Raw genomic sequence first — 26,385 nt, 5'->3', positions numbered from 1 at the left:
ATGTATACACAAACAGCATCACACGACGATCATCACACACCAACTGGTTGGAAGCGTTGGGCTTATTCAACTAATCATAAAGACATTGGAACAATGTACTTAATATTTGCAATTGTTGCAGGTGTAATTGGTACTGCGTTTTCAGTTTTAATGAGAATGGAATTGATGCATCCTGGTGATGGTATTTTAGGTGGTAATTATCATTTATATAATGTTTTAGTTACAGGTCATGGATTGATAATGATTTTCTTTATGGTGATGCCTGCAATGATAGGTGGTTTTGGAAATTGGTTTGTGCCAATTATGATTGGTGCACCTGATATGGCTTTTCCAAGAATGAACAATATTTCATTTTGGTTATTACCAACTTCATTTATTTTATTAATACTTTCAATTTTTATGGATGGCCCTCCAGGTCAAACAGGAGTTGGTGGAGGCTGGACTATATATCCACCTTTATCATCTAAAGCTGGGCAACCAGGACCTGCAATGGACTTTGCTATTTTAAGTTTACACTTGGCTGGAGCATCTTCAATTTTAGGCGCAGTAAACTTTATTACTACAATTTTAAATATGAGAACACCAGGCATGACGCTTCACAAAATGCCTTTATTTGCTTGGTCTATTTTAGTTACAGCGTTCTTACTATTATTGTCATTACCAGTTTTAGCTGGTGCAATTACAATGCTTTTAACGGATAGAAATTTTGGTACTGCCTTTTTTGATGCGCAAACAGGAGGGGATCCAGTTTTATTCCAACATTTATTTTGGTTCTTTGGTCACCCCGAAGTTTATATTTTGATTTTACCAGGCTTTGGAATGATTAGTCATATTGTTTCTACATTTTCAAAAAAACCTGTCTTTGGCTACTTAGGAATGGCTTATGCAATGGTTGCAATTGGAATTGTAGGTTTTGTAGTTTGGGCTCACCACATGTACACAGTTGGTTTAAGTACAGACACTAAAGCTTATTTCTTGGCAGCTACTATGATCATTGCTGTTCCAACGGGTATCAAAATATTTTCTTGGATAGCTACAATGTGGGGAGGATCTATTTCATTTAAAACTCCAATGGTTTGGGCTTTAGGATTTATATTTTTATTTACTGTTGGTGGTGTAACAGGTGTTGTTCTTGCGAATGCAGGTGTTGATACCGCAATGCATGACACTTACTATGTTGTTGCACATTTCCATTATGTATTATCTTTAGGAGCAGTATTTGCGATCTTTGCAGGTTTTTATTATTGGTTTGGAAAAATGTCTGGATACGAATATTCAGAATTTTTAGGACAATTGCATTTCTGGCTTACTTTTATAGGAGTTAATTTAGTGTTCTTTCCACAACACTTCTTAGGTTTAGCTGGTATGCCAAGAAGATATGCTGATTACCCAGATGCATTTGCTGGATGGAACTATGTTTCTTCTATCGGATCTTACATATCAGTAATAGGCTTGTTAGTATTTTTTGTAAATTTAATTTATTCATTTTCAAAGAAAAAAGCTGCAGCCCGAAATCCTTATGGAGAGGGTGCTACGACTTTAGAGTGGACAGTACCATCACCACCTAATTTTCACACTTTTGATGAATTACCAAAGTTTGAAGACGAAGAAAGTCTTGAAAAATCTAGTAGTTAAAAAATAATTTAGATTTTTCACACTAAAAAAAATGATCAAGTCTAAATTAAAAAATAGAAACTTAAGCCAAGAAGACGTTTTTAATTTTTCAGAACTCTTTAAACTAATGAAGCCAAGAGTGATGTCATTAGTAATTTTTACATGTGCTGTTGGTTTGTTAATGGCACCAAACATTATTCCAACCAAAGATGCAATTATTGGAATCATCCTAGTATCTATTGGTGCTGGAGCAGCTGGAGCATTGAACATGTGGTATGAGTTTGATCTTGATGCATTAATGTCAAGAACTTGTCTTAGACCAATACCAACTGGAAAAGTTAATAAAAACCAAGCTTTAGTTTTTGGTATTGCTCTTTCAGGGTTTTCAGTAATTGCTCTTGATTTTTTTGCTAACAGAATATCAGCTAGTTTATTATTATTTACTATCTTGTTTTATGTGTTGGTTTACACAATTTGGTTAAAAAGAAAAACTGCACAGAACATAGTTATTGGGGGGGCCGCAGGAGCTTTGCCACCAGTTATTGGCTGGACCATTGCTACGAATACTCTTTCATTAGAACCTTTAACATTCTTTTTGATAATTTTCTTTTGGACACCATCTCATTTTTGGGCATTAAGCCTCTATAAATCTGATGATTATAAAAAAGCAAAAATTCCAATGCTTCCATTAACAAATGGAATTGAAAGCACTAAATTAAATATTTTTATTTATTCTTTGATAATGGTGCCTGTAATTGTGATGCCTTATACAATTGATTTTGTGGGATTAATTTTTTTAATTCCATCTTTAATTTTAACTTTTTACTATAATTTTTTATGTTTTGAACTATATAATTTTAAGAAAAATAAATTTAGTGCAAAAAAAGCAAAATCTATATTTGGATATTCAATTTTATATTTATTTTTGATTTTTGTTCTTTTTTTAATTGATAAAATTTTATGATAATACCAGATAAAAAAACTAAGAAAAAAAATATTTTAACTGCGGTAGCAATTCTAGCATTTATGGTTTTTCTTTTTGTGTTTACTTTATACAATGTGGGAGTTTTTGATAGACAACTATGATGAGAAAAAAAACTTTAACTCCAGTTTTGCTTGGTGGAATTTTTTTCCTTATGCTTGGTCTTTCATTTGCAGCTGTACCTCTTTATGACATGTTCTGTCGAATAACTGGTTTTGGAGGGACCACTCAGGTATCTAAAGAAGCCCCAAATATAGTATTAGACAAAGTTGTCAGTGTAAGGTTTGACACCAATGTAAACAATCTTACTTGGGATTTTAAAGCCAAGTCAAATGTAATTGATGTTAAAGTAGGTGAAGTAAACAGAATAGAGTTTGAAGTTGAAAACTATGGTAATGAAACAACTTATGGAGTGGCAAGCTTTAATGTTTCGCCGTCAAGTTTTGGAAAATATTATAGTAAACTGGGTTGTTTTTGCTTTGAAAAACAAGAACTAAAAGCAGGAGAAAAAGCCACTTACGTAATGACTTTTTATTTAGACCCTGAGCTAGTTAATGACCCAACTACGAAAAATTTAGAGGATGTAACTATGTCGTACACTTTTTTCTCGACAGATTACTATAAACAATCATAATCACAAAAAATGTCAGCTGAAAAAAAACATGATTATCATTTAGTAGACCCAAGTCCTTGGCCTATCTACGTATCATTTTCTTGCTTGGTATTAGCAATTGGAACAATTTATTACATGCATAATGATGTTTCATGGGGAATGTACCTAGGTTTGGCTCTTGTGCTTTATGGTGCTTACATGTGGTTTAGAGATGTTGTGATAGAGGCAGAACATCAAGGACATCACACTCCTGTTGTTCAAATTCACCATAGATATGGGATGACATTGTTCATTGCATCAGAGGTTATGTTTTTTGTTGCCTGGTTTTGGGCATATTTTGATATCAGTTTATTTCCAAATGAGTTTGTTGGGAATGTTTGGCCACCAAAGGATATAGAAACTTTTGATCCATGGGATATTCCTTTAATTAATACACTTATTTTACTACTTTCAGGAACGACAGTTACTTGGTCTCATCACGCATTATTGGAAGATGATAGAAAAAGCTTTATTCAAGGTCTTACATTGACAGTCATTTTAGGTTTCTGTTTTACTTTACTTCAGGCATACGAATATCATCATGCTACCTTTGATTATTCAGGACATATTTATGGAGCAGTCTTCTATATGGCAACAGGTTTTCATGGTTTTCATGTTGTAATAGGTACAATATTTTTAGCAGTATGTTTGTGGAGAGGTAAACTTGGACACTTTAATAAAGATCATCATTTTGGATTTGAGGCAGCAGCTTGGTATTGGCACTTTGTTGATGTTGTTTGGTTGTTTTTATTTGCAGCTATATATATTTGGGGAAGTTAATATTTAGTCCTTGAAGAATAAGTTATTATTTTCAGTATTTGTTTATTTTATAATCCTGGTTCTTTTGTCACTAGGGTCATGGCAGCTATATAGATTAACTTGGAAATTAGATTTAATAAAACAAATTGAAGGCTCATTAAAAAATAAACCAGTTAAACTATCAAGTAGTGAGAAAAAAAATTATTTAAGGATAAAAACATCTGGGAATATCAATTTTGAAAAACAAATTTATTTATATAATTTAAATGAAAGTGGCAAACCTGGGTTTGAAGTAATTAATCCTATTTTAATTGATAATGAAAATTACTTAATTAATAGAGGCTGGATTCCTTTTGATAAAAAAGAAAAACCTGAGATTAATTTAATCAACCAAAACAACATTAATGGAACATTAAAGAACCAAACTATAGCAAATTTTTTTAAACCTAAAAATGATATTGGAAAAAATTATTGGTTCACATTAGATAGAGATGATATTTTTAAATATACAGGTAAAAAATTTTCAAAATATATTATCTATTTAAATGGTGATTATCAGCTACCAAAACCGAAAGTGATTACAGCTAATATTTCTAACAATCATAAAAAGTATGCGATTACTTGGTTTTCAATGGCGATTTCAATTCTTTTAATATATCTATATTTTAGAAAAAAAAATTATTAGATGGAATATATAAGCACAAGAAACAGTAAAAAAGTCTTTGAATTCAGGGATGTTTTTGTAAAAGGGCTTGCTGATGATGGGGGTTTATTTGTACCTAGATCTCTCCATAAAGTTGATGTTAATGAACTTAAAAATCTTGAGTACAGTGAATTAGCAAAGAAACTTATTTATCCATTTATTGGAAGTTTTATGACTGAAAATGACTTGGGCAAAATTGTAGATCAATCTTATTCAGTTTTTAGAAAAAAAAATGTTGTTAATCTTGTAAAAGTTGGAGATCGATCTGTTCTTGAATTATTTCATGGTCCTACGTTAGCCTTTAAAGATATTGCAATGCAACTTCTAGGTAATTTCTATGAATACTATTTAAATAATCAAAATGAGAAACTTAATATTGTTGTGGCAACCTCAGGAGATACAGGGGCTGCAGCTATAGATGCCATTAAAGGCAAAAAAAACGTGAATATTTTTGTACTTCACCCACATAATAAAGTGTCACCCGTTCAAAGAAAATTGATGACTACAGGTAAAGATAAAAATGTTTTCAACATCGCCATCAAAGGGAATTTTGATGACTGTCAAAATTTAGTTAAAACAATGTTCGCTGATAAAAATTTTTCAAGTGATATTAAAATGTCAGGTGTAAATTCAATTAACTGGGCACGTATAATAGCTCAAAGTGTATATTACTTTTATAGTTATTTTTTAATTGAAGATAACAAACAACCAATAAATTTTTCAGTTCCAACAGGAAATTTTGGTGATGTTTATGCTGGATATCTTGCAAAAAAAATGGGACTTCCAATTAATAAATTGATAGTAGCAACTAATCAAAATGACATTTTACACAGAGCTATTTCAAAAGGTAGTTATGAAGTGGAAAATGTTTCTGAAACACTGTCTCCTAGTATGGATATACAAGTTGCAAGTAATTTTGAGAGATTGCTCTACGATTTAAATGATTGTGATGATTCACAAACAATAGACGTTATGAAAAATATTAGAGAAAAAGGAAAATATACAATTGATCAAAATAAATTAGATAAAATTAATATTAATTTTTTATCTTCACGAATGAGTGAGGAAGAAGTTCTTAAAACTATTGAAGAAGTTTATGAAAAATACAATATTGTATTAGATCCACATACTGCAATAGGCTACGGTGCTTTTGATAAAATACACTTAAATGGAAATAATATAGTTTTAGCAACAGCGCATCCCAGTAAATTTCCAGATGCAATTAAAAAAGCTATAAATTTAAAAGCAGAGCTTCCTAAAGAATTAATGTTTGTTATGGATGAAAAAGAAAATTATGATATTATTGAAAATAACGTTGAATATGTAAAACAACAAATAAAAGAAAGAATTTAATGAATATAAAAGAAAATGATCAAGTTCCAAATTCTGAAATTTTTATTATGGAGAATGGAAATCCTGTTAAGAAAAATACACAAGAATTTTTAAAAGATAAAAAAGTGGTTATTTTTGGTCTACCAGGTGCTTACACTTCAGTATGCTCGGCTAAACATTTACCAGGTTACGTTAAGATGTTTGAGAAATATAAGGAAAAAGGAATTGATCATATAATTTGTATTTCAGTTAATGACCCATTTGTAATGAATGCATGGGGTAAAGAGCACAGTGTTGGTGATAAAATCTTAATGATTGGTGATCCTTTTTTGAATTTTACCAAAGCAATTGGAGCAGATGTTGATAAAAGTGCAAGAGGGCTAGGTATTAGATCTAATAGGTACACGATGCTAGTAGACAATTTAAAGGTAGTTAAATTAAAGGAAGAAGATGATGCTGGTTCTTGCGAAGTCTCTGCTGCTGAAAATTTTATTCAACTAGTCTGAATTTGCAGCTTTTTTGGCTAATAGGTCAACCTCTTCATTCATGGTATTTCCAGCATGAGCTTTAACCCAGTTCCATTTAACATTTAAAGATTTATTTAAATTAAATAATTCGACCCACAAATCTTTATTTTTTACATCCTCTTTTTTAGATGTTTGCCAATTATTAATTATCCATTTATTAATCCATTGAGTTATCCCAAGCTTTACATACTGAGAGTCTGTATAAATAGAGATTTGTGACTTAGAATTCATTTCTTTTAATGCATTAATAGGAGCTAATAATTCCATTCTGTTATTTGTTGTTTTTTTTTCATTACCACTAATTTTTTTAATTTTACCATCTTCAATTATTATTGCAGCCCATCCACCATTTCCAGGATTTGTTAAGCAAGAACCGTCTGTATAGATTTCAATCATTAAATTAAATAATCTTTGTATGAATTTAAATTGTTATGTGTAATAAGTTTTTGATAATATTCGTTAGGATCTTTAATTTTTATCAATGCTGTTTTAGGAGTATTAGAATAGTCAAATAGCCGGGTCAAAAGATATCTAATTGCAGCACCTCTACATAATATGTTTAATGATTTTTTTTCTTTATATGAAATTTTTTTCATACTCTCATAACCTTTTATTAATTCACTAATTTTTTGTTTATTTAACTTAAATTTTGAATTTTTTTGATCGAAGCATAAAGCGTTGATACAAATAGCAATTTCATACATAAAAATATCATTTGCAGCAAAATAAAAATCAATTACTCCAGACAATTTATCTTTTTTAAAAAAAATATTATCTATAAATAAATCTCCATGTATTATTCCTTTAGGAAGTCCCAAAGGCCAATTTTTTTTAATGTCATTCAAATTATTTGTTAAAAATTTTTCTAAGTTAGAAAATTTCTTTGATTTGAATTTTATACTTTTTAATAATGGTCCCAATTCTTTAATACCCATAGAATTTTTTCTAGATATTTTAATGTTCTTGGTAGCTTGATGAATTTTTGCTATCATTTTGCCTACTGCAAAGCAATTTTTTGAATTAAGTTTAATTTTGTCTTTACCATTTAAAAAAGAAACAACGCATGCAGTTTTATTTCTCAATTTAATCAAATATGAGCCATTTTTGTTTTTAAGGGGTTTTGGACAGTTAATATTTGAACTATGCAAAATTTCCATTAATCTCATAAAGAATGGTATTTCTTTATTTGAAACTCTTTTTTCAAAAATTGTTAAAATAAATTTATTTTTTTTTGTTTTTAATAAGTAATTTGTATTTTCAATTCCTTTTGTAATTCCATTGAAATCGATAATTTTTCCTATTTCAAACTGATTATTTATTGAAGAAATATCTCTTTTATTAATCTTTGTATAAACAGCCATTTAATTTAATTTTTTTGGGATTTTAAATACTACGTTTTCTTTAATTATTTCTATTTCATTTATTTTGATAGTAAATCTATTTCTTAAATCATCGATAAAGTTATTTACCAATATTTCAGGTGCAGAAGCACCAGATGAAATACCTATTGTATTTGAATTTTGTATTTCATTATAGGGTATTTTACTTTCTGAATGAATTAACCTTGAATTTTCACAACCAGATTTTTTAGCAACCTCCACAAGTCTTACAGAATTTGAAGAATTTCTACTGCCTATTATAAAAAACATATCACATTGTTTTGCAATATTTTTAACAGCCATTTGCCTATTGGTTGTGGCATAACAAATATCTTCTTTTTTAGGTTCGTGTATATCTTTAAATCTACTTTTTAAAATTTGAATTATATCTTTTGTATCATCTACAGATAAAGTGGTTTGAGTAACAAATGCTATCTTTTTATTACTTTTATTATTATAATTTTTTGCTTCTATTTCATTTTGTATAAGTTCGATTGAGCCGCTAGGTAATTGACCCATTGTTCCTACGACTTCTGGATGGTTTTCATGACCAATTAAAATTATATGGTAACCAGCTTTATTAAGATTTTCGGCCTCTCTATGAACTTTTGAAACTAAAGGACAAGTTGCATCTATATAAGTCATATTATAATTTTTAGCATCTACAGGTATTTTTTTTGGCACTCCATGAGCTGAAAAAATAACTGGCCTTGATTTATCTTGAATTTCTTCGAGTTCTTCAACAAATATAGCGCCCATTTTTTTTAAGTCATCAACAACAAATTTATTATGAACTATTTCATGACGCACATAAACAGGTGCTCCATATTTTTGAATTGATTTTTCAACAATTTCAATAGCTCTTTCAACTCCTGCACAAAATCCCCGAGGTGCTGACAGTAATATTTTGATTTCTTTATTTTTCATTTTTTTCTAATAAATATTCAAGCAATATATGAGGAAAGGTTAAGGACGCCAAACCTATAAATATTACTTTATAAATTGAACTGTTTAAACTGTGACTATTGTTTAGAAAAAATACACTTATTAAGCACAGAATAGCTGTCAAAATTGTTAGTGGAAGGGCCTTTTTTAAAAAAATCTTTAGGCCATTATTAAAGTTAAAATTATCTATTTCATGAATTAAAGAAATACTATGTCTGATTGAGTGCAAAAAACAAAAATAAATTGTAAATGCTATTAATGGTGAAAAATAATAATTTATTATTATGATTGAAAAGAAATCTAAAAAAATAGCAAATTTTTTTATTTCAAATTTTTTAATAAATAAAAAAACACTTGATAAAGTACTTAATATAATTCCAATCAATAAAATATCATTACTTTCTATGTAATCCAATGTTAAATAAAATGACTCATTTTCAACAAATAAAAATTTATATATTGCAACTGTTTCATCAAAGTGAAAAAACATTGGAGCTAAAATGACCAATGATCCTTTAAGAAAATAAAAAAATTGATTTTTTATAGAATTTTTCTCCATTAGAAATTGAGTATCTTCTTTACCAAAATGATAAGAAGCAAAGATTAAGAAAACTAATAAAGAGATGGTTGGCACTAATACCCATGCAACAATTATAAAAATAACAAATAGAATGTATGCTAGATAAAAAAATGACATTTTGTTGATATCTAAAATTTTTAAGAGCTTTCTTCCTTTAATGTGATCAAGTGATCCATGAGAAACACCAATAATTAAGATAAGTATTAGGCATGCTATAGGTGAGATAGCAAAATTATTAGTTTTAAAAACTATTATTGAAATAATGTTACAAAATAAAAAAAAAATAAAAGAATGATTTAAATTTATTTTTTTTATTTCATTAATCATATCAAAACATTTCTTTTAAAAATTTTAATTTTGGCATTTTAGAGATAATTGAAAGATCTTCTAAAACACCACTTTTATTTGATAAAAAATTGATTACCGTTCTAGGAGAACAGTTAAACATTTTAAAAAAAATTTGACCCATATCTTGTGGATTATTTTTTAAAACTTTAAGAAAAATATTATCTAAAAATTCATATTTTTTATTGAGCGTAAACAAATTAGCACTTTGAATATTGTCCAAATTATTTCTTATATATTTAGAGTGCTCTTGAATATTAAGAAATGTGTATCCAGTGCTTAATCTAGTCATTCCTCCTGCAGTTCCAATATTAATTTGATTGTTCTTTTTATTATTATTCATATTAAACAAAGGTATAGCACCCAATTCTTTAAAATTAATTTTGTAATCTTTTATTTTTAAATTATTCTTAATATAATGGGTTAGTTGATTGTCATAATCTTGAATAGACGTATTTTTTAAATCTGAAATCCAGGTAGTTTCAACAAGAGCTCTTTTTTTTGAATATGGAAGTGTATAAAAAAAATGCACATTATTTTTTTGATCACAATCAAAATCCATTAGGTTAAAGATTTCTTCATCAAAGAACTCTTTATTTGTTTCTATTTCAAAACCCGAAAAGTGTTGCCATAAATTACCCTTATCTTCCGTTGCATCTGCAACACTATTAAATATAAATGAATTATTTTTATTGATTTCATTCATATTTTTAAAAAAATGAATATTATTATTTTGCCTCAAGGAATTAACTATTTTTTCATAAAATAAACCACTATCAATCGTTTGATAGGGCGCATTGCTACAATCAATATATTTTGTATGATTAGGAATATTGATAGTAAAATTATTCCAACTTTTTTTAATACAATCTTCAAAATTATGGGAAAAAATTTTCCAAAAAGACCAAGTTTTGTCTTTTTTATAATTATCTCTTGGTTCAATAATTGCTAAAGTTTTATTCTTTAATTTTTGGTGCAAATTTAATTCATAGGCAAGCGATAAGCCTGCGCAACCACCCCCAATAATTATATAATCAAATTCTTTCATCTAAATTTATTTCTTCATTAATTAAAAAATGATTATGTTGAATATCATCATCACTTTTATTAATCAAAAATAATTTAATTAGATCCAGTAAAGAATAAAGAGTTTCAATTATTTTTTCAAGATTGGATACATAAATTTTACCTGATTTTTTATAATTATTTAAATTTTTTTTATTTAGAATTTTATATCCAATTTTTCTATAAACTCTCCTCGCAACTAAAATAGCAAAACGTAAGCTGAATGGAATTTTTTGAATTGAGTAGAACGAATTTTCATAATAATTTTCAGCAAGTTGTATTGTAGATTTAATTTCTTCAAAATCTAAATTTATATAGGATCTTCCATTATTTAGATCTTCAACAACATCTCTGGATATGTTTGTTAATTGCATAGCTATGCCAAGGTCAATAGCTGATTTTAATGAGTTTTTTTCATTTACTTTTAGAATTTTAGCCATCATCAAACCCACTGTCCCTGCAACTCTGTAGGAGTAGATTAGTAAATCTTTTTTCTTATCTAGCTTTATATTTTCTTGGATATCAGAGTTAATCCCATCTAATAAATCATGAACTACTTTTAAGGGTATATTAAATTCACTTATGAGCCCCCACATATTCTTTATAATAGGGTCATCAAATTTCTTATTATAAAAGTTATTTTTAAATTCTAAAAATTTTATTTTTTTTTCTCCAATTGGGTCATTGTTATCAGCAATATTATCAGCTACTCTACAAAAATCATACAAAGCTGAGCATTTTAAATAAGTTTGTTTTGGTAAAAAAAACCCCGCCCAATTGAAAGATTTTGCATATAGCGATAAATAACTTCGGCTAGACATTATAAGATTTTATCTAATACCTTTGCGGAAGACAAGACACCTGGCACTCCCGCACCTGGATGTGTACCTGCTCCAACAAAGTAAAGACCATTATATATCTCTGATTTATTATGAAATCTGAAGTAGGCTGATTGAGTAAATTTTGGCTGAATGGAAAAACCAGAACCAAATTTAGTATTTAAATCTTTTTCAAAGTAATTTGGTGTTAAGTAAAAATCTTCTATAATATTTTCTCGAAGATTTGGCATTAAATCTTTTTCCATCTTATCAATTATTAAACTTTTCATTTTTTCACCCTCTATATCCCAATCAATTCCTGACTGGTTATTAGGCACTGGGACCAATACATAGAAACAATCATTACCTTCAGGAGCCATTGATTTATCCGTCGCAGTTGGTCTGTGTAAATAATAACTAATATCCTTATTTAATTTTTTTTTATTAAATATATCGTCAAGATGTTCTTTATATTTATTGCCAAACTTTATGGTGTGGTGTTCAACGTTATCATATATTTTTCTAGTTCCAAAATAATAGACAAATAATCCCATGGAATATTCCATCCTATTTTTTTTCCAATTAAATAGAATTGAATTGTTAGTGTTTTCATTTAATAATTTTTCATAGACAGCTGGAGGATCAGCATTACAAATTACATTGTCAGCTTCTAAATTATATTGACCATTTATCTGCACTCCATAGATCTTACCATTCTTTGAAATTATTTTAGTAACTTCACTTTTTTTCATCACATTTATTCCAACTTCACTCATTAGTTTTTCATAACCTTTAATGATATTTCCAGTCCCACCCATTGAGTAATGAATTCCCCATTTTTTTTCTAAATATAAAATAAGTCCATAAATAGAGGTTGTGGTAAAAGGGTTTCCTCCTACCAAAAGAGGGTGCATGCTTAGCATTCTTCTCAGTCTTTCATTTTTAATATATGACGAAACTAAAGAATATACAGATTTGTAGCTTTTAAGTTTTAAAAGCGCAGGTAATTGCTGCATCATTACAAATGGTTTGTCAAAAGGGATATCTGCTAGTTCAGTAAAACCTTTATCAAAAATTTTTTTTGTAAAATTCACTAATTTTTCATAGCCTTTTACATCTTCTTTACTAATCTTTTCAATTTGGTTTTTCATTTCAGTTTCATTTCCCGAATAATCAAATTTTATTTTGTCTTCAAAAATAAATTGATACCAAATTTTTAGTGGAGAAATTTTAATATAATCTTTAGGGTTTTTTTTAAAAAGCTCAAACAATTCATTAATTAAATAAGGTGCTGTAATTACTGTCGGTCCACCATCAAATGTAAAACCATTTCTTTTAAATACCCTTGCTCTGCCTCCCAAGTCAGAATGTTTCTCTACCAATGTGACCTCATGACCTTTAGCTCTAAGTCTAAGAGCTGCAGCAATTCCTCCAAATCCGGAACCAATAACTATAGAATTCATTTTAACAACTTATAGTTTTTTTGAAAAATTGTAAGGGTATTATGAGTTAATTTTTTTTAACTCTTCTTTAGTTTCTTCTAAATTTTTTTGAAATACTGTATCTAGTTTAGATTTGTCAATGGAGGTAGTAATAATTTTTTTAACTGAGTTTACCGTAATTTTAATTGATACATCCTTTATCTCTTTGATGGCAGCTTCCTTCATTTGACTTATTTTATTTTCGGCTAAATTTTTTTTAATTTCGGATGATTTATGAAATTTATCATTTAATTCAATAATTAACTTATCTGAATCTTTTTTAGCTTCTTCTAAAATTTCATTACTAATTTTTGGTGCTGTATCTAATTTATTTTGTGCATTATCAAGTAAAGTTTTTGCTTCAGTTCTTAATTTTTCACTTTCATCAATTTCACTTTTAATATCTGATATTATTTTATCTAATATTTCAGTGATTTTTTGAGGTATCTTTAGGTAAATCAGGGCTCCAAAAAAAATAACAAATGAAACTGCTACCCAAAAAGTTGCATCAATTACCATAATATTTGTCTCCACTTCTTTTAGAAAGGTCATCTACAATTGCTGAAATACTGCTGTTGTTCACTTCAGCTCCTATAAGTTTTTGTATTAATTCTGATGAAGTTTCTATTGCTATCTTGTTGATCTTCTCAGCTGCACCACTTTGTAGTACTTTGATTTCTTGTTCTGCTTTAACAATTTCATCATCAATCTGTTTATCTAGCACTTCTTTCTTTGCATTGATGTCTTTTAAAGCTTTCTCTCTAGCTTGATTAAATATATTCTTGGCTTCAAATTTACCTTTTGAAACAATTTCTTCATATTCTTTCAGCTTTTCTTCACTATTTTCTCTTTGTTTCTCTGCAGCCTCAATATTTTCTAATATTTGAGATTTTCTAGACTCTAAGTTTTCACTAATTTTAGGAAGTATTAATTTTGATAAAACTATATACAAAATTCCAAAAGTTAGTGTTAACCAAAAAATCTGAGAAATCCAAAATTCAGGATTTAATTGAGGCATACCCCCGCTTTCAGCTGCAAAAGCTTCCATCGAAAAGAGGAAGCTAAAAAATATCGACTGAAAATATATTTTTTTAATCATCAAATTTAAAATGCAAATAGAATGATTAATGCAACTACTAATCCAAATAATCCTGTTGCTTCTGCAAGTGCAAAACCTAAAAGCAAATTAGGAAATTGTTTTTGTGCTGCTGATGGATTTCTCATCGCACCTGACAAATAATTTCCAAAAATTATTCCAATACCAACACCGGCACCAGCCAATGCTATTGCTGCTAAGCCTGCCCCGATCATTTTTGCTGCTTCTAATTCCATTATATCCTCCTATGTTAATTAATGGTGTAAATTTAATGCATCATTCAAATAGATGCAGGTTAAGATTGCAAAAACATATGCCTGAAGAAAAGCAACTAAGATCTCCAAACCTGTTAACGCAACCGAAAAACTTAGTGGAAGCCATCCACCAACTATTCCAAGACTTATTACAAAGCCTCCAAAAACTTTCATCATAGTATGACCTGCCATCATGTTGGCAAACAATCTAACTGATAAACTAATTGGTCTACTTAAATAAGAAATTATTTCTATTACAACAATCAGTGGTAGCAGGACTGCAGGAACTCCACTAGGTACAAATAATTTTAAATAACCAAAACCATGCTTCATAAATCCAATAACTGTCACTCCAATAAATATAAAAGCAGCTAATATAAACGTAACAATGATGTGGCTTGTAACTGTAAAAGTGTAAGGTATCATTCCAAACATGTTACAAAAGAGCACAAACATAAAAAGAGAAAATATAAAAGCAAAGTATGGTTTTGCTTTAAGACCAGCTGTATCACTAATCATTTTAGAGACAAAAGTATAACTAAGCTCTGCAAGAAGTTGAATTTTATTTGGTATTAATGAATTTTTTTTTGATCCAAGATTAAAAATAACTAGAATTGCAACTGAACTAATAATCATAAACAAACTTGCATTTGTAAATGAGATATCAAATGTGCCAACTTTAATTTCTGGTCCAATTCTGTGAACATTGAATTGGGTCATTGGATTTGCCATAAAATTTTATCTATTTTTGCATATTTTTTGCAGATCTAATTACGTTTGTTATTCCAGCAACGACACCCACAAAAAAAAATATTAATATAAACCAGGGTTTAGTACCAAAGGTCTTGTCAAAAATAAACCCAATAATTGTCCCAACGGCAACTGCAGATACTAATTCTGTGCTTAATTTAAAGGCTGTTCCAATAGATGATGGATTATCTTTTTTATTATATAAGTTTTTCCTTAAAATCTTACTTTTTGCAATCTCTAGGCGAGTTTTTAACGGATCTTTTGGCATTTGTATAGTTTAGGCAACCATACTCTCTGCTTTTTGTAAATCAACAGCTACTAGTTGGCTAATCCCTTTTTCTGGCATTGTAACCCCGTAAAGTCTGTTCATTTTTGACATTGTCAAGGCGTGGTGCGTTACAATAATAAATTTTGTGTTTGTAATCTTTATTAGCTCCTCTAGAAGGCTACAAAATCTTGTGACGTTAGCATCATCAAGTGGTGCGTCCACCTCATCTAACACGCAGATCGGAGAAGGATTAGTTAAAAAAACTGCAAAAATTAAAGAGAGAGCAGTCAAAGCTTGTTCCCCGCCAGATAATAAAGTTATTGATTGGAGTCTTTTTCCAGGAGGACTTACTAACATTTCTAAGCCTGCTTCTAATGGATCATCAGAGTCTACTAACTCAAGCTTTGCATTTCCACCATTAAAAAGCTTAGTATACACTTCATTAAATTTTCTATTAACTTTTTCAAAGGCTTCAATTAATCTTTCTCTACCTTTTTGATTAAGTTCGTTAATACTGTCTTTTAATTTATCGATTGCAGTCACTAGATCAGAACGATCTTGCTCCATTTTTTTTATTTCTTCTTCATACTTACTTGTTTCTTCGTCAGCTTTTAAATTAACTGATCCTAAACTTTCTCTTTCTTGCTTTTTTTTATCTAAAGAATCTTCTTGATCAACAGCATTTGGCAATTCTTCAACACCATTTAAGTTCGAATTTTCTAAAATATTTTCTTCTGTTAAACTAAGTTCAGAATTAATTCTATCTAGTAAATCACTTTTTCTTTTTTGTAATCCTTCAATAGTTGCACCAGAACTTGCTTTACGTTCTCTAATTTGAATTGATTGTTCTTGAATTTCATTTAGCTGTAGTCTTAAAGCTTCAATTTTTTGATCTGTTTCTTCTATGATATTGTCATTATCTATTTTTTCTTTATCAGAAATTCTTAGATTTTCAGAAATTTGACCTTTTCTTTCAGCTTGAATACTTGGTTGATTATCTAATTCTTTTAATTGTTTTGTTAATTTATTTTTTCTCTCTGTTAATTCTGCAACCATTTTTTCTGAATTTGATAATAAATTTATCCAACTTTCAATTTCAGTTTCAATAGTTTTAATTCTTTCATTACGTTTAATAGACTCATTTTTGATTGATTGATTTTTACTATATGCATCAGCATACTTTTCTTGAAGTTGTTTAATATTTTGTGATTTCTCATTTACACTTAATAACTCTTCTCTTGATTTTTCATTTTTTAAGTCATTTAAGAAGTTATCAAGTTCCATGTTGCATCTATCTAAAAGAGTAACAGCCTGATTTATTTCGTTACTGTCTATTAATTGTTTAACTCTATCAATAGAGTTTTTAACATTCTTTATTGGGCCAATGCTTATATTTAGTGTTCCTTCAGCAATATTGTTAACTACTTCATCAACAGCTTTTTGTTCCTCTTTAAGTTTGTTTTTAGCTTCTTCTAACTCGTCATTGGATAGTTTTTCAGTTTCAAAATATTTTGAGTCTACTTCTATTAAATCACTTTTTTCTTCTTTAAGTCTTTTTTCATTAGAATTTGCATCTATTATAATACCTCTTTCTCGTGTGATATCTTCGTCAAGGGTTTGAAGAGATTTTTTAATAGCTTCAATTTCATCTTGTGTTCTCGTATTTTCCTCATCTAAACTTTGTAGTTCCAAGTTTAATCTTTGAATTTTAGATAAATTTTCAATATTTTTTTCTCTAAGTGGAGAAACTTTATCCATTGCCGTTTTAATTAAATTTTCCAGCTCAGATATTTTGCTATTAAAACCCTCAACTTCACCTCCAGCCTCACTATTAATTTCATTTTCTATTTGTATTTCTTTGTCTATTTCTATTAATTTTAAATAATAAAGTCCTGCTTCTATTTTTTTAATTTCATCTGTAATTAATTTATATTTTGTTGCCTCCTCAGCTTGTTTTTGAAGATTAGCTAATTGTTTTTCCTGTTGTCTTCTAAGCTCATCAGCTCTTTTAAGATTATTTTCTGCAGCTCCCAACCTTAGTTCAGCTTCGTGTCTTCTTACATGTAACCCAGATATTCCCGCAGCTTCTTCCAAGATAGCTCTTCGATCTGTTGGTTTTGCAGTTACCAAGGCCCCTATACGACCCTGGCTAATCATTGAAGGTGAGTGTGCACCGGTTGATAGATCAGCAAAAAACATTTGAGCATCTCTTGCTCTTACTTCTTTATCATTAATATAAAACTTGGAGCCTTTATCTTTTTCTATTTTTCTTCTGACACTTATCTGATCAAGTTCACGGTATTGAACTGGTCCTTCGTTATTTTTATTTTCTACATCAATAGAAACTTCAGCAATATTTTTGGAAGCTTTGTTTGATGTCCCATTAAATATTACATCCTCCATGCCAGAGCCACGCATACTTTTTGCAGACGTTTCTCCCATAGCCCATCTTAAAGATTTAACAATATTAGATTTTCCACATCCATTAGGGCCCACTATTCCAGTTAAACCCTCTTCAATTAGAAAATTCGTTTTATCAGCAAAAGATTTAAATCCATTTAATTGGATTTTTTTAAACTCCATGCTTAAACTTATATCAGTTTTTCTAGAGCTTTTTTTAAATTTTTATAATTAAGAGTTTTTTCGAATTTTTTATTATTAATTACTATCGTAGGAGTAGCATTTACTTTAAACTTTTTAACTCCATCAATTCGATCATTTAAAACAAAATCTTCTATTTCTTTGTTATTTATGCATTTTTCAAAATTAATATCAAAACTTTGGTTAATTAAAAATTTTTGAAGATTTTTATTTGCTTCCTCTACAGAATTACCCTTTACCCATTTTTGCTGGTTGGCGAACAGACTATTCAAAATTGCCGAATCACCATCATTTTTACATTGCGAAACTTTAGAGGCATTAAATGCAGCTACATCTAATGGGAAATGTCTGAATTCAATTTTAGCCAAACCAGTATCAAGGTATTCTTTCTTAAGTTGAGGGTATACATCTTTGTGAAAACTCGCACAATGACTACAAGTCAAAGACTCAAACGCAATTATAGGTTAAAAATTTTTTCATTTTTTTTTAAAGACCTTAGTTAGTTCGACAAGTGATTTTTTAATTTTTTCATTCTTAACATTATTAATCTGATCTTGGTATTTATTAATTGCGTCATTTTGGCGAGCAGTGTTTGTTTTAACAAAAATTTTTTGCTCATCATCAAAGCTAATAAATTTAAGTTTTTCAACTACTGAGTATCCAAAAAAACTATTCATTTTATCCATTATATCTTTTTTCGAATATTCCATATCAACTTCATGACCTCTTTTAACCATTATCAATAAAGTGCTTACTCCAAATTTATTTGAATTTTTAAATGTTTTTGGATAGCAAACTTTAAATAAATTCTCACCAACAATGTACTTCCAGTTATTTAAAGTTTCAGAATAAATATGTCCTTTTTTATTTATGATTTTTTTTACATTCTTTGGCAAAGTGTCTTTAAATGATCTTAGGCCTTGAATGGTTTTATTTCTCTGCTTAGTATTATCTTTAAATTGCATATGAAAGAATTGATAATAACAAATAAAATTCTTAATTGGTATGATATAAATAAAAGATCATTACCTTGGCGAAAAAAAACTTCATCTAAAAAAAAACAATATTATACATTGGTTAGTGAATTTATGTTGCAGCAGACACAAGTTGCAACAGTGATTCCGTATTTTAATAGATTTATTAAAGAAATTCCCAATTTAGAAAGTTTGGCAAATTGTGATAATCAAAAACTAATTAAACTTTGGGAAGGTCTTGGGTATTATTCAAGAGTTAAAAATCTCAAAGAAACTGCACAAAAAGTTATTAAAGATTTTAATCAAAATTTACCTGATAATTTTTTAGATCTTAAGTCACTTCCTGGTATTGGAGATTATACAGCAAGTGCAATTTTAGCTATCGCATTCAATAAACCTATTATTCCTTTAGACGGTAATATTGAAAGAGTGTTAAAAAGATATCTTTATTTAAAAAATGAAAATGAAATTGAAAAGAAAAATTTAATCAAACAAAAAACTTTTTTAGGCACATCTGCTAGAGCTAGTGATTATGCTCAAGCATTAATGGAATTGGGGGCATTAATATGCAAGCCCACAAATCCTTATTGTGAAAAGTGCCCTATCACAAAAAAGTGTAAATCATTTATAAAAAAAGATTTTAAATTGTCTAAATTTAAAAAGAAAAACAAAGAAAAATATTTTTTACTTAAGGTTTATAAAAAAGATAATAAATATCTATTAGTTAAAAACAAAAATTTTAATTTTTTAAAGAACTTTAATATTTTTCCGATGGAGGAATTAATTAAGCCTAAAAATTTTGAACAAAATTTAAATTTTAAAATGTCTAATATGAATATGAATATTAAAATTCAAAATGATAAGATTATTAAGCCAATCCCATTTTCTTATTGGATTGATCCTAAAAAATTAAAAAACTATACTTTGCCAACTTTTACAAAAAAAATTGTTACTTATCTGGAAAACTGTAAATGAAAAAAATTGCAATAATTGGAGCTGGTATTTCAGGTTTGTTTATTGCAAATTTATTTAAAGAAAACCCCAATTACCACGTCACTATTTATGAAAAAAATAGTTCTATTGAATCGGATGAGGGGTATGGAATACAGTTATCTAATAACAGCATTAAGCTTCTCAACAGAATTGGATTTAATACTTTAGATAATAAAGACAAATTTAACCCAGAAAAAATTGATTTTTATGAACTTAAGCAACAAAAAAAAATATGTGATCTTAACATTTCAGAATTTAATTCTGAAGATTGCAAGTATACAGCACTTAAGAGATCTAAATTAATTAAATTTTTAAAGGATAGGTTGGATATTAATTTATTAAAATATAATCATAATATTTCAAAAATTGAAAAAAATAACGATCAAATAAATTTAATTTTTAACGAAAATAACAAAGTAATTTGTGATCATTTAATTATTTCTGATGGTGTTTTTTCTAAAGGAAAATCATTAATTTCTGACAATAAAATAAAACCAGTTTTTAATAATTCCATTGCGATTAGAGGAAATATCTCAAGAAATAAACTCAATGAGTTAAATGAAAAAAATATTTCTTTATTTATGGGTCAAAATTTTCATTATGTAATTTATCCGGTTAATAACAATAATGAAGCATTCAATTTTATTGGAGTTTTAAAGTATAAATTAACAGCAAATGAGCTTGAAAATTATAGTCTTTTTAAAGATGTGACTTTCTTTAAAGGTATTAAAGACAATTTACAAAGCAAAACTTCCTCAACTATTTTAGATCATCTTACAAATATTAAATGTTTTCCAATATTTGTAAGCAAAGGTTTCGTTAAACCTGGGAAAAATATTTTCTTAATTGGTGATGCATTTTATGCTTTTCCACCTTCATTTGCACAAGGTGCCTCTCAATCGATTGAATGTGGTTCGGAGTTGTTTGACTGTATCACAAATAATAAAAATAATTTTTATGATAATAGAATTTTAAAAGTTAAAATGATTAATAATAGATCAAAATTAAATCAATTTGCTTTTCACTTATCTAACCCAGTCATAGTCTTTTTAAGAAATATTAGCTTAAGGATATTAACTAAAAATAAGAGATTCTTGGAAAATTATTTAGGTAGAATTTATAAAAATTAATTTTTAGAAATTAATCGTTGTCTTAAATAATCAATTGGATAAGTTCTCCCGTTAATATCACAATGCCAATAAGTCCAACCATTGCAACTTTCTGCACCTAAAATAGTTGCTGCAACTTTATGAATAGATCCTTCTGCTTGATTATGCTTAATGCTTCCATCAGCCATTATTCTCGCAGTAATTTTTTTTTTGTTATCAAAAATATTTGTACCTGGTTTAATTATACCTAGCTCTACTAATGAACCAAAAGGTATTCTTGGTTTAGATCTATTATTTTTCAAAGTATCTAAGAAATCATCCTTAATAGGTTGGGTGTTTTTTAATCTTTGTTCGGCAGCTTTAAAATATGTTTTTTCTTTTTCTATACCGTAATAATTTCTACCTAATTTTTTTGCAACTGTTGCTGTTGTACCTGACCCTAAAAAAGGATCTAAAATTAAATCATCTTTATTTGATGAAGCGAGTAAAACTCTATGTAACAGTGCCTCTGGTTTCTGTGTTGAATGTACTTTTTTTCCATTTTTTTTTAGTCTTTCAGTTCCATTGCAAATTGGCAGATTCCAGTTAGATCTCATTTGAAGATCATCGTTTAAACATTTTAAAGACTGATAGTTAAAAGTATATTTTGATTTTTCACTCTTAGATGCCCAAATTAAAGTTTCATGAGCATTAGTAAAACGTGTTCCTCTAAAATTAGGCATTGGATTATTTTTATTCCAAATGACATCGTTTAATATCCAAAATCCTAGATTTTGAATTGCCGTTCCTACTCTAAATATATTATGATAGCTTCCTATTACCCATAGCGCTCCATCCTTTTTTAAAATTCTTTTACACTCTGCTAGCCAAGAATATGTAAATTCATCATATTTCTTAAAATTTTCAAATTGATCCCACTTATCGTTCACAGCGCTAACTTTAGATCTATCTGGTCTAATTAATTCATTTTTTAATTGTAAATTATATGGAGGATCTGCAAAAATTAGATCAAAAGTTTCGCTAGGAATATTTTTTAACTCCTCAAGACTATCTCCATTAACAATTTTATTTTTAAATTCAGTATTCATTTATATAAAATAATTAGACTCCAAAAGGATTCCAGCGTCAACCTGAGATTGAATTATTTGGATTCGATTTGTGCTGACTTAATATTGGGCAACTAGATATTGTGTGTCTTTAATTTAGATAACGGAGAAAAGGTTTTCCTGTGATGCTTATTTATTCCAAGTTTTTTAATAGCTTTTAAATGTTGTTTAGTTCCATAACCAAAATTTTGATCCCAACCGTAACCTTTATTCTTGCTTGCCAATTTAGTTATGAATTTATCTCTAGCAACCTTAGCAACAATGGATGCTGCAGAAATAGAAGGAATTTTTTGGTCACCTTTAATTATTGCTTTTAAATTATAGTTTTTTAAATAAGGAATTTTATTTCCATCGATTAAAACTTGTGTAGGTTTTTTTTTAAGTTTTTTAATTGCTCTTTTCATTGCAAGCAAGCTTGCTTGTAGGATGTTGATTTTATCTATTTCTCTAACTGATGCTTTACCAATTACCCAAATAGAATTTTTTTTTATATATTTTGATAATAATTCTCTTTTATCTTTAGTAATAGTTTTAGAATCTTTTAATAACTTTTTATTAATATCTGTATTTAATATTACAGCAGCTGCATAAACTGGCCCTATTAAACTTCCTCTTCCAACTTCATCGACACCAGCTATAATTTTCATTTAAACAATTAAGAAGTGGTAAATTAGCAGTCCAACTAAAATTCCTTTTATGAAAGAAATCCATAGAAGGCCATAATTAGAGATATTGAGTTTTTCTTTCCACCAATAAACATATCTTTTATGTAATTTAATCATATAAATTTAAATAATAATTTTCATGTCATTAATTTTCTGTTTAATCTTTTTTAAATCTTCCCAAGAATATTTTTTATTTTCTGGAAATCTAATTAAATAGGATGGATTAAATGATATCATCACTGGGTATGTCTTATTTTTTAATATTGTTTCTTTCCATTTGCCTCTTTCAGAAGATATTTTACTATTAATACCTGTTACAGCTTCCATTGCTGAGCTGCCCATAAGAATAATAATTTTTGGGTTAATAATAGAAATATGCTCTCTTAAGAAAACAGAGTATCTTTTAATTTCTTGTGTAGTAGGTTTGCGATCTTCTGGAGGTCTAAAATTTATAGCATAACTACAATAAATATTTTGTTTTTTTATTTCTATTGCGAGCAGCATTTTGTTTAATAGGTCTCCAACCTCACCTTTAAATGTTGTGCCAGATTTATCTTCTTCAATTCCTGGAGCCTCACCAATTAACATAATTGAACTATTTATATTTCCATCCCCAAGGACAAGATTTTGAGAATTGTCTTTTAAATTACAATTTTCGATTGAATTTATTTGTTTTTTTAATTCTTCTAGTAGCTCAGCTTTATTTGTTTGATTACTGTCATTGCTATTTTCGATAATGTTAAATCTATTTATTGGCTTATCTTTAAATACATAGTTAGGCTCAATCGTATTTATTAATTCCTCGTCGAATTTGCCTTTTTGATTTATCACTTTTTTAGTCATACAATGATCAAATGTTTAATAAACTAATAAAACTAATAGTAGTTTTAGGGTTATTCTATCAGACGTCTGTATATTCTAAAAGTGCTAGTTTTAATGATTTCAATTCAAGAGATCTATCAAATTATTTTTCAGGAATTATTGCCTTTGAGAATAACGATAATTCTGATGCATTAAAATTTTTTAATGCTTCTAAGGTACTACTTAATAAACATGACGCATATTTAAAACGATATGCTTATTCTTTGGTTCTAGAAAATAAAGTTGCTCAAGCTATTAATGTAATAAAAAATAGTAATAACAAAAGTAATTTAGATTTTTTTGATGCATACATTCTTTTAATAGCCGATAGTTTAAAAAAAAATAATTTAGATCAAGCTGAAAAATATTTAAATTTAAGTTTAAAATTTCAAAATGAAAATAGATTTAATTTAGTAATATTTGAAACTTTAAGACAATACCTTCATACATTTAAAAATAAAAAAATTTTAATTAATAAAAAAAACTTTGGTAATATCTCTATTATAAATCAAGCATTTCAAAGATGCTATTTGAAAAAAGAAAACACTAGATCATCTTTTTTAAATTTAATAAATAATCCTGATGGAGATTATTCAAGATATATATTTTTTTATATCAATTATTTAATTGAGAATAATCAAATTGAGGAAGTAAAGGTAGTCGCTGATCAACTTGAATATATAAATTCTACACTTCTGTTGTCCCAAAGTAAGAGTTGGGTGGAAAATAAAAATTTTAAAGAGTTCGGTAAAATTTTTTCATGCAATAACCATAATGACATAATTGGTGAATTTTTATTTTTAATATCAAATCTTTATTCATCTCAAGATGATATTGAAAAATCCAATTTTTATCTAAATCTTTCAAATTATTTAAATCCAAAATTCATTTTAAATTCAACACTTGTAGCTGAAAACTTTTATCTTAACGACGAATATGACAAGGCTAAAAAAATTCTAAAAAAAATTGATAAGCAATATGAATTTTATTATTGGTTTAGAGTAAAAAAAGAAGCTCAGATAATTATCAAAAATAAAGGATATAATGAGGGTATAAATTTTATAAGTTCAAAGTTTAGTAAAATTAAAAATCCGAATGTGAAAATGGTTTTTGATATTGCAAACTTTTACAAAAATTCAAAAAATTATGAAAAAGCAATTGAATACTACAGTGAAATCATCTTATCTTTGAGTGTCAATTCGGAGATTAAATCTGATTTATTGTATAGGAGAGGTGGTAGTTATGAACGATTGGGTAATTACCAAAAAGCAGACGAAGATTTAAAACACTCACTTGAAATAAATCCAGATGACGCCTATGTTTTAAATTATTTGGCATATTCATGGTTAGAACGTGATTATAAAATAGATGAAGCAATACAAATGTTGGAGAAAGCTTACGCTTTAAGGAGTAATGATCCTTATATTACGGACTCAATAGGGTGGGCGTATTACTTGATAAAAAATTATAACGAGGCAGAAAAATATATAAAAAAAGCAGTTGAGCTAATGCCTGAAGATCCAACTGTTAATGATCACTATGGTGATATTTTATGGAAATTGAATAGGAATATTCAAGCAAGATACTTTTGGAACTACGTTTTAAGATTAGATGACACTGATGAAGATATTAAGGAAAAAATAGATATTAAAATTATAGAAGGCCTCAATAATTCTTAAATGAAAATTTATGAACTTAAATCGTTTGCTAAAATAAACTTAGCTTTGCATGTTACAGGCAAACTAATTAAACTACATAAGATTGAAAGTATCGTAAAGTTTATAAAATTGCATGACTTAATTACAATTAAGAGAATTGACAGCAATAAACATAAAATTTCTTTTAGTGGAATTTTTTCTAGAAATATTAAAAAGGATAACACTGTTGATAAATTATTTAAAATTTTAGATGACAAGAAATTATTAAATAATAAAAAATTTGAAATAAAAATTCAAAAAAATATTCCACAGGAAGCAGGCCTAGGTGGTGGGTCAATGAATGCAGCAACTATTTTAAATTTTTTGATTAAAAAAAAATTTGTCAAAATTAACCAAAAAAAAATTTTACAATTAACAAATTTAATTGGTTCAGATGTGATTTTAGGTATAGTTCAAAAAAGTACTATTTTGTCATCCAGTGGAGGTATTAAAAAATTTTTAAAAAGTTCTAATTTTTATATTTTACTTGTGCGTCCAAATTTTGGATGCTCTACAAAAAAAATTTATTCAGGTGTTAAAAAGTTTAGTAAACCAGTATTGAGCAATCCAAATAAGAATATGTTAAATTTAAGATTTTTATTAAAACAAGAAAATGCTCTAGAAAAAGTTGCATTTTCAAAATATCCAAAACTAAAAAAATTAAAATCTTTTATGGAAAATTTAAACCAACCTCTATTTGTGAGAATGACAGGCTCTGGGTCGGTAATAGTTGCGTATTATCAAAATAATCAAGATTGTGAATTAGCCAAAGTTAAATTTAAAAGAAAATTTAAAAATTATTGGTGTAATGCATCGAAAACTATATAAA

The 26,385-nt window shown here is 27.9% G+C and carries 29 protein-coding genes; 11 read left to right on the top strand and 18 right to left on the bottom strand.

Annotation, left to right across the window (positions count from 1 at the left end):
* The 7 genes from ctaD (at position 1) to ACIJYA_RS05895 (ending at position 6,548) form a co-directional block, all read left to right on the top strand.
* On the top strand, positions 1 to 1,635 hold the full coding sequence (gene ctaD / locus ACIJYA_RS05925) for a cytochrome c oxidase subunit I (protein WP_435087989.1): 1,635 nt from the start codon (positions 1 to 3) through the stop codon (positions 1,633 to 1,635).
* Positions 1,636 to 1,666: 31 nt separating this feature from the next.
* On the top strand, positions 1,667 to 2,578 hold the full coding sequence (cyoE, locus tag ACIJYA_RS05920) for a heme o synthase (protein ID WP_435087987.1): 912 nt from the start codon (positions 1,667 to 1,669) through the stop codon (positions 2,576 to 2,578).
* 121 nt (positions 2,579 to 2,699) lie between these two features.
* On the top strand, positions 2,700 to 3,230 hold the full coding sequence (locus ACIJYA_RS05915; protein WP_435089271.1) for a cytochrome c oxidase assembly protein: 531 nt from the start codon (positions 2,700 to 2,702) through the stop codon (positions 3,228 to 3,230).
* Positions 3,231 to 3,239: 9 nt separating this feature from the next.
* A complete protein-coding gene (locus ACIJYA_RS05910) occupies positions 3,240 to 4,028 on the top strand; it encodes a cytochrome c oxidase subunit 3 (RefSeq protein WP_435087985.1) in 789 nt (262 codons plus the stop codon).
* 10 nt (positions 4,029 to 4,038) lie between these two features.
* On the top strand, positions 4,039 to 4,692 hold the full coding sequence (locus tag ACIJYA_RS05905) for an SURF1 family protein (RefSeq protein WP_435087983.1): 654 nt from the start codon (positions 4,039 to 4,041) through the stop codon (positions 4,690 to 4,692).
* A complete protein-coding gene (gene thrC / locus ACIJYA_RS05900) occupies positions 4,693 to 6,063 on the top strand; it encodes a threonine synthase (protein WP_435087982.1) in 1,371 nt (456 codons plus the stop codon).
* Complete coding sequence (locus ACIJYA_RS05895; RefSeq protein ID WP_435087980.1) at positions 6,063 to 6,548, top strand: peroxiredoxin; 486 nt, start codon at positions 6,063 to 6,065, stop codon at positions 6,546 to 6,548. Before thrC ends, ACIJYA_RS05895 begins: the two co-directional genes overlap by 1 nt.
* On the opposite strand, the gene rnhA is transcribed toward ACIJYA_RS05895, so the two are convergent.
* Genes rnhA through ACIJYA_RS05820 form a run of 15 tightly spaced genes read right to left on the bottom strand, consistent with a single transcriptional unit; the run spans position 6,540 to position 19,116 of the window.
* A complete protein-coding gene (gene rnhA, locus ACIJYA_RS05890; RefSeq protein WP_435087978.1) occupies positions 6,540 to 6,965 on the bottom strand; it encodes a ribonuclease HI in 426 nt (141 codons plus the stop codon). The genes ACIJYA_RS05895 and rnhA overlap by 9 nt on opposite strands.
* Positions 6,965 to 7,930 (bottom strand): homoserine kinase, encoded by a 966-nt coding sequence (locus ACIJYA_RS05885; RefSeq protein WP_435087976.1) that lies wholly within the window; start codon positions 7,928 to 7,930, stop codon positions 6,965 to 6,967. The genes rnhA and ACIJYA_RS05885 overlap by 1 nt, the downstream gene beginning before the upstream one ends.
* Complete coding sequence (ispH, locus tag ACIJYA_RS05880) at positions 7,931 to 8,875, bottom strand: 4-hydroxy-3-methylbut-2-enyl diphosphate reductase (protein ID WP_435087974.1); 945 nt, start codon at positions 8,873 to 8,875, stop codon at positions 7,931 to 7,933.
* Positions 8,865 to 9,800, bottom strand: a complete 936-nt coding sequence (locus tag ACIJYA_RS05875) for a Brp/Blh family beta-carotene 15,15'-dioxygenase (protein ID WP_435087972.1) — start codon at positions 9,798 to 9,800, stop codon at positions 8,865 to 8,867. Before ACIJYA_RS05875 ends, ispH begins: the two co-directional genes overlap by 11 nt.
* A gap of 1 nt (position 9,801) precedes the next feature.
* Entirely contained in the window at positions 9,802 to 10,866 is a 1,065-nt protein-coding gene (locus ACIJYA_RS05870) for a lycopene cyclase family protein (protein ID WP_435087970.1), read from the bottom strand.
* Complete coding sequence (locus tag ACIJYA_RS05865; RefSeq protein WP_435087968.1) at positions 10,853 to 11,704, bottom strand: phytoene/squalene synthase family protein; 852 nt, start codon at positions 11,702 to 11,704, stop codon at positions 10,853 to 10,855. Before ACIJYA_RS05865 ends, ACIJYA_RS05870 begins: the two co-directional genes overlap by 14 nt.
* Entirely contained in the window at positions 11,704 to 13,164 is a 1,461-nt protein-coding gene (gene crtI, locus ACIJYA_RS05860; RefSeq protein WP_435087966.1) for a phytoene desaturase family protein, read from the bottom strand. Before crtI ends, ACIJYA_RS05865 begins: the two co-directional genes overlap by 1 nt.
* A gap of 39 nt (positions 13,165 to 13,203) precedes the next feature.
* Positions 13,204 to 13,734: a F0F1 ATP synthase subunit B family protein gene (locus ACIJYA_RS05855; protein WP_435087964.1), complete on the bottom strand. Its 531-nt coding sequence runs from the start codon at positions 13,732 to 13,734 to the stop codon at positions 13,204 to 13,206.
* Positions 13,691 to 14,230 carry a F0F1 ATP synthase subunit B family protein gene (locus tag ACIJYA_RS05850; RefSeq protein ID WP_435087963.1) on the bottom strand — a complete coding sequence of 180 codons (540 nt, stop codon included), beginning with the start codon at positions 14,228 to 14,230 and terminating at the stop codon, positions 13,691 to 13,693. The genes ACIJYA_RS05855 and ACIJYA_RS05850 overlap by 44 nt, the downstream gene beginning before the upstream one ends.
* Positions 14,231 to 14,286: 56 nt before the next feature.
* Positions 14,287 to 14,514 carry a F0F1 ATP synthase subunit C gene (locus ACIJYA_RS05845; protein WP_006997791.1) on the bottom strand — a complete coding sequence of 76 codons (228 nt, stop codon included), beginning with the start codon at positions 14,512 to 14,514 and terminating at the stop codon, positions 14,287 to 14,289.
* Positions 14,515 to 14,532: 18 nt separating this feature from the next.
* On the bottom strand, positions 14,533 to 15,264 hold the full coding sequence (locus tag ACIJYA_RS05840; protein WP_435087961.1) for a F0F1 ATP synthase subunit A: 732 nt from the start codon (positions 15,262 to 15,264) through the stop codon (positions 14,533 to 14,535).
* Positions 15,265 to 15,274: 10 nt separating this feature from the next.
* Positions 15,275 to 15,550, bottom strand: a complete 276-nt coding sequence (locus ACIJYA_RS05835; protein WP_435087959.1) for an AtpZ/AtpI family protein — start codon at positions 15,548 to 15,550, stop codon at positions 15,275 to 15,277.
* A gap of 9 nt (positions 15,551 to 15,559) precedes the next feature.
* Positions 15,560 to 18,133 carry a chromosome segregation SMC family protein gene (locus tag ACIJYA_RS05830; protein ID WP_435087958.1) on the bottom strand — a complete coding sequence of 858 codons (2,574 nt, stop codon included), beginning with the start codon at positions 18,131 to 18,133 and terminating at the stop codon, positions 15,560 to 15,562.
* Positions 18,134 to 18,141: 8 nt separating this feature from the next.
* The gene (locus tag ACIJYA_RS05825) at positions 18,142 to 18,609 is read right to left on the bottom strand and encodes a DsbA family protein (protein ID WP_435089270.1); all 468 of its coding nucleotides are present in this window, start codon (positions 18,607 to 18,609) and stop codon (positions 18,142 to 18,144) included.
* Between the two features lie 18 nt (positions 18,610 to 18,627).
* Complete coding sequence (locus ACIJYA_RS05820) at positions 18,628 to 19,116, bottom strand: DUF721 domain-containing protein (RefSeq protein ID WP_435087956.1); 489 nt, start codon at positions 19,114 to 19,116, stop codon at positions 18,628 to 18,630.
* Between ACIJYA_RS05820 and ACIJYA_RS05815 the strand changes: the two genes are divergently transcribed.
* Both ACIJYA_RS05815 and ACIJYA_RS05810 read left to right on the top strand, forming a co-directional pair.
* The gene (locus ACIJYA_RS05815; RefSeq protein ID WP_435087954.1) at positions 19,117 to 20,100 is read left to right on the top strand and encodes an A/G-specific adenine glycosylase; all 984 of its coding nucleotides are present in this window, start codon (positions 19,117 to 19,119) and stop codon (positions 20,098 to 20,100) included.
* Positions 20,097 to 21,248 carry an NAD(P)-binding protein gene (locus ACIJYA_RS05810; protein WP_435087952.1) on the top strand — a complete coding sequence of 384 codons (1,152 nt, stop codon included), beginning with the start codon at positions 20,097 to 20,099 and terminating at the stop codon, positions 21,246 to 21,248. The genes ACIJYA_RS05815 and ACIJYA_RS05810 overlap by 4 nt, the downstream gene beginning before the upstream one ends.
* On the opposite strand, the gene ACIJYA_RS05805 is transcribed toward ACIJYA_RS05810, so the two are convergent.
* The 3 genes from ACIJYA_RS05805 to ACIJYA_RS05795 form a co-directional block, all read right to left on the bottom strand.
* Positions 21,245 to 22,315: a site-specific DNA-methyltransferase gene (locus ACIJYA_RS05805; RefSeq protein WP_435087951.1), complete on the bottom strand. Its 1,071-nt coding sequence runs from the start codon at positions 22,313 to 22,315 to the stop codon at positions 21,245 to 21,247. The genes ACIJYA_RS05810 and ACIJYA_RS05805 overlap by 4 nt on opposite strands.
* A gap of 92 nt (positions 22,316 to 22,407) precedes the next feature.
* Positions 22,408 to 22,980, bottom strand: a complete 573-nt coding sequence (locus ACIJYA_RS05800) for a ribonuclease HII (RefSeq protein ID WP_435087949.1) — start codon at positions 22,978 to 22,980, stop codon at positions 22,408 to 22,410.
* Positions 22,981 to 23,121: 141 nt separating this feature from the next.
* Entirely contained in the window at positions 23,122 to 23,841 is a 720-nt protein-coding gene (locus tag ACIJYA_RS05795; RefSeq protein WP_435087947.1) for a uracil-DNA glycosylase, read from the bottom strand.
* 11 nt (positions 23,842 to 23,852) lie between these two features.
* On the opposite strand from ACIJYA_RS05795, the gene ACIJYA_RS05790 reads away from it, so the two are divergent.
* Both ACIJYA_RS05790 and ACIJYA_RS05785 read left to right on the top strand, forming a co-directional pair.
* The gene (locus ACIJYA_RS05790; RefSeq protein ID WP_435087945.1) at positions 23,853 to 25,538 is read left to right on the top strand and encodes a tetratricopeptide repeat protein; all 1,686 of its coding nucleotides are present in this window, start codon (positions 23,853 to 23,855) and stop codon (positions 25,536 to 25,538) included.
* Positions 25,539 to 26,384: a 4-(cytidine 5'-diphospho)-2-C-methyl-D-erythritol kinase gene (locus ACIJYA_RS05785; RefSeq protein WP_435087943.1), complete on the top strand. Its 846-nt coding sequence runs from the start codon at positions 25,539 to 25,541 to the stop codon at positions 26,382 to 26,384.
* Position 26,385 lies beyond the last annotated feature (1 nt).

This window comes from Candidatus Pelagibacter bacterium nBUS_29 (assembly GCF_051200905.1).
Taxonomy (GTDB): Bacteria; Pseudomonadota; Alphaproteobacteria; order Pelagibacterales; family Pelagibacteraceae; genus Pelagibacter.
Note: the sequence above shows the minus strand (reverse complement) of the source record. Positions and strands in the feature narration are given on the sequence as shown.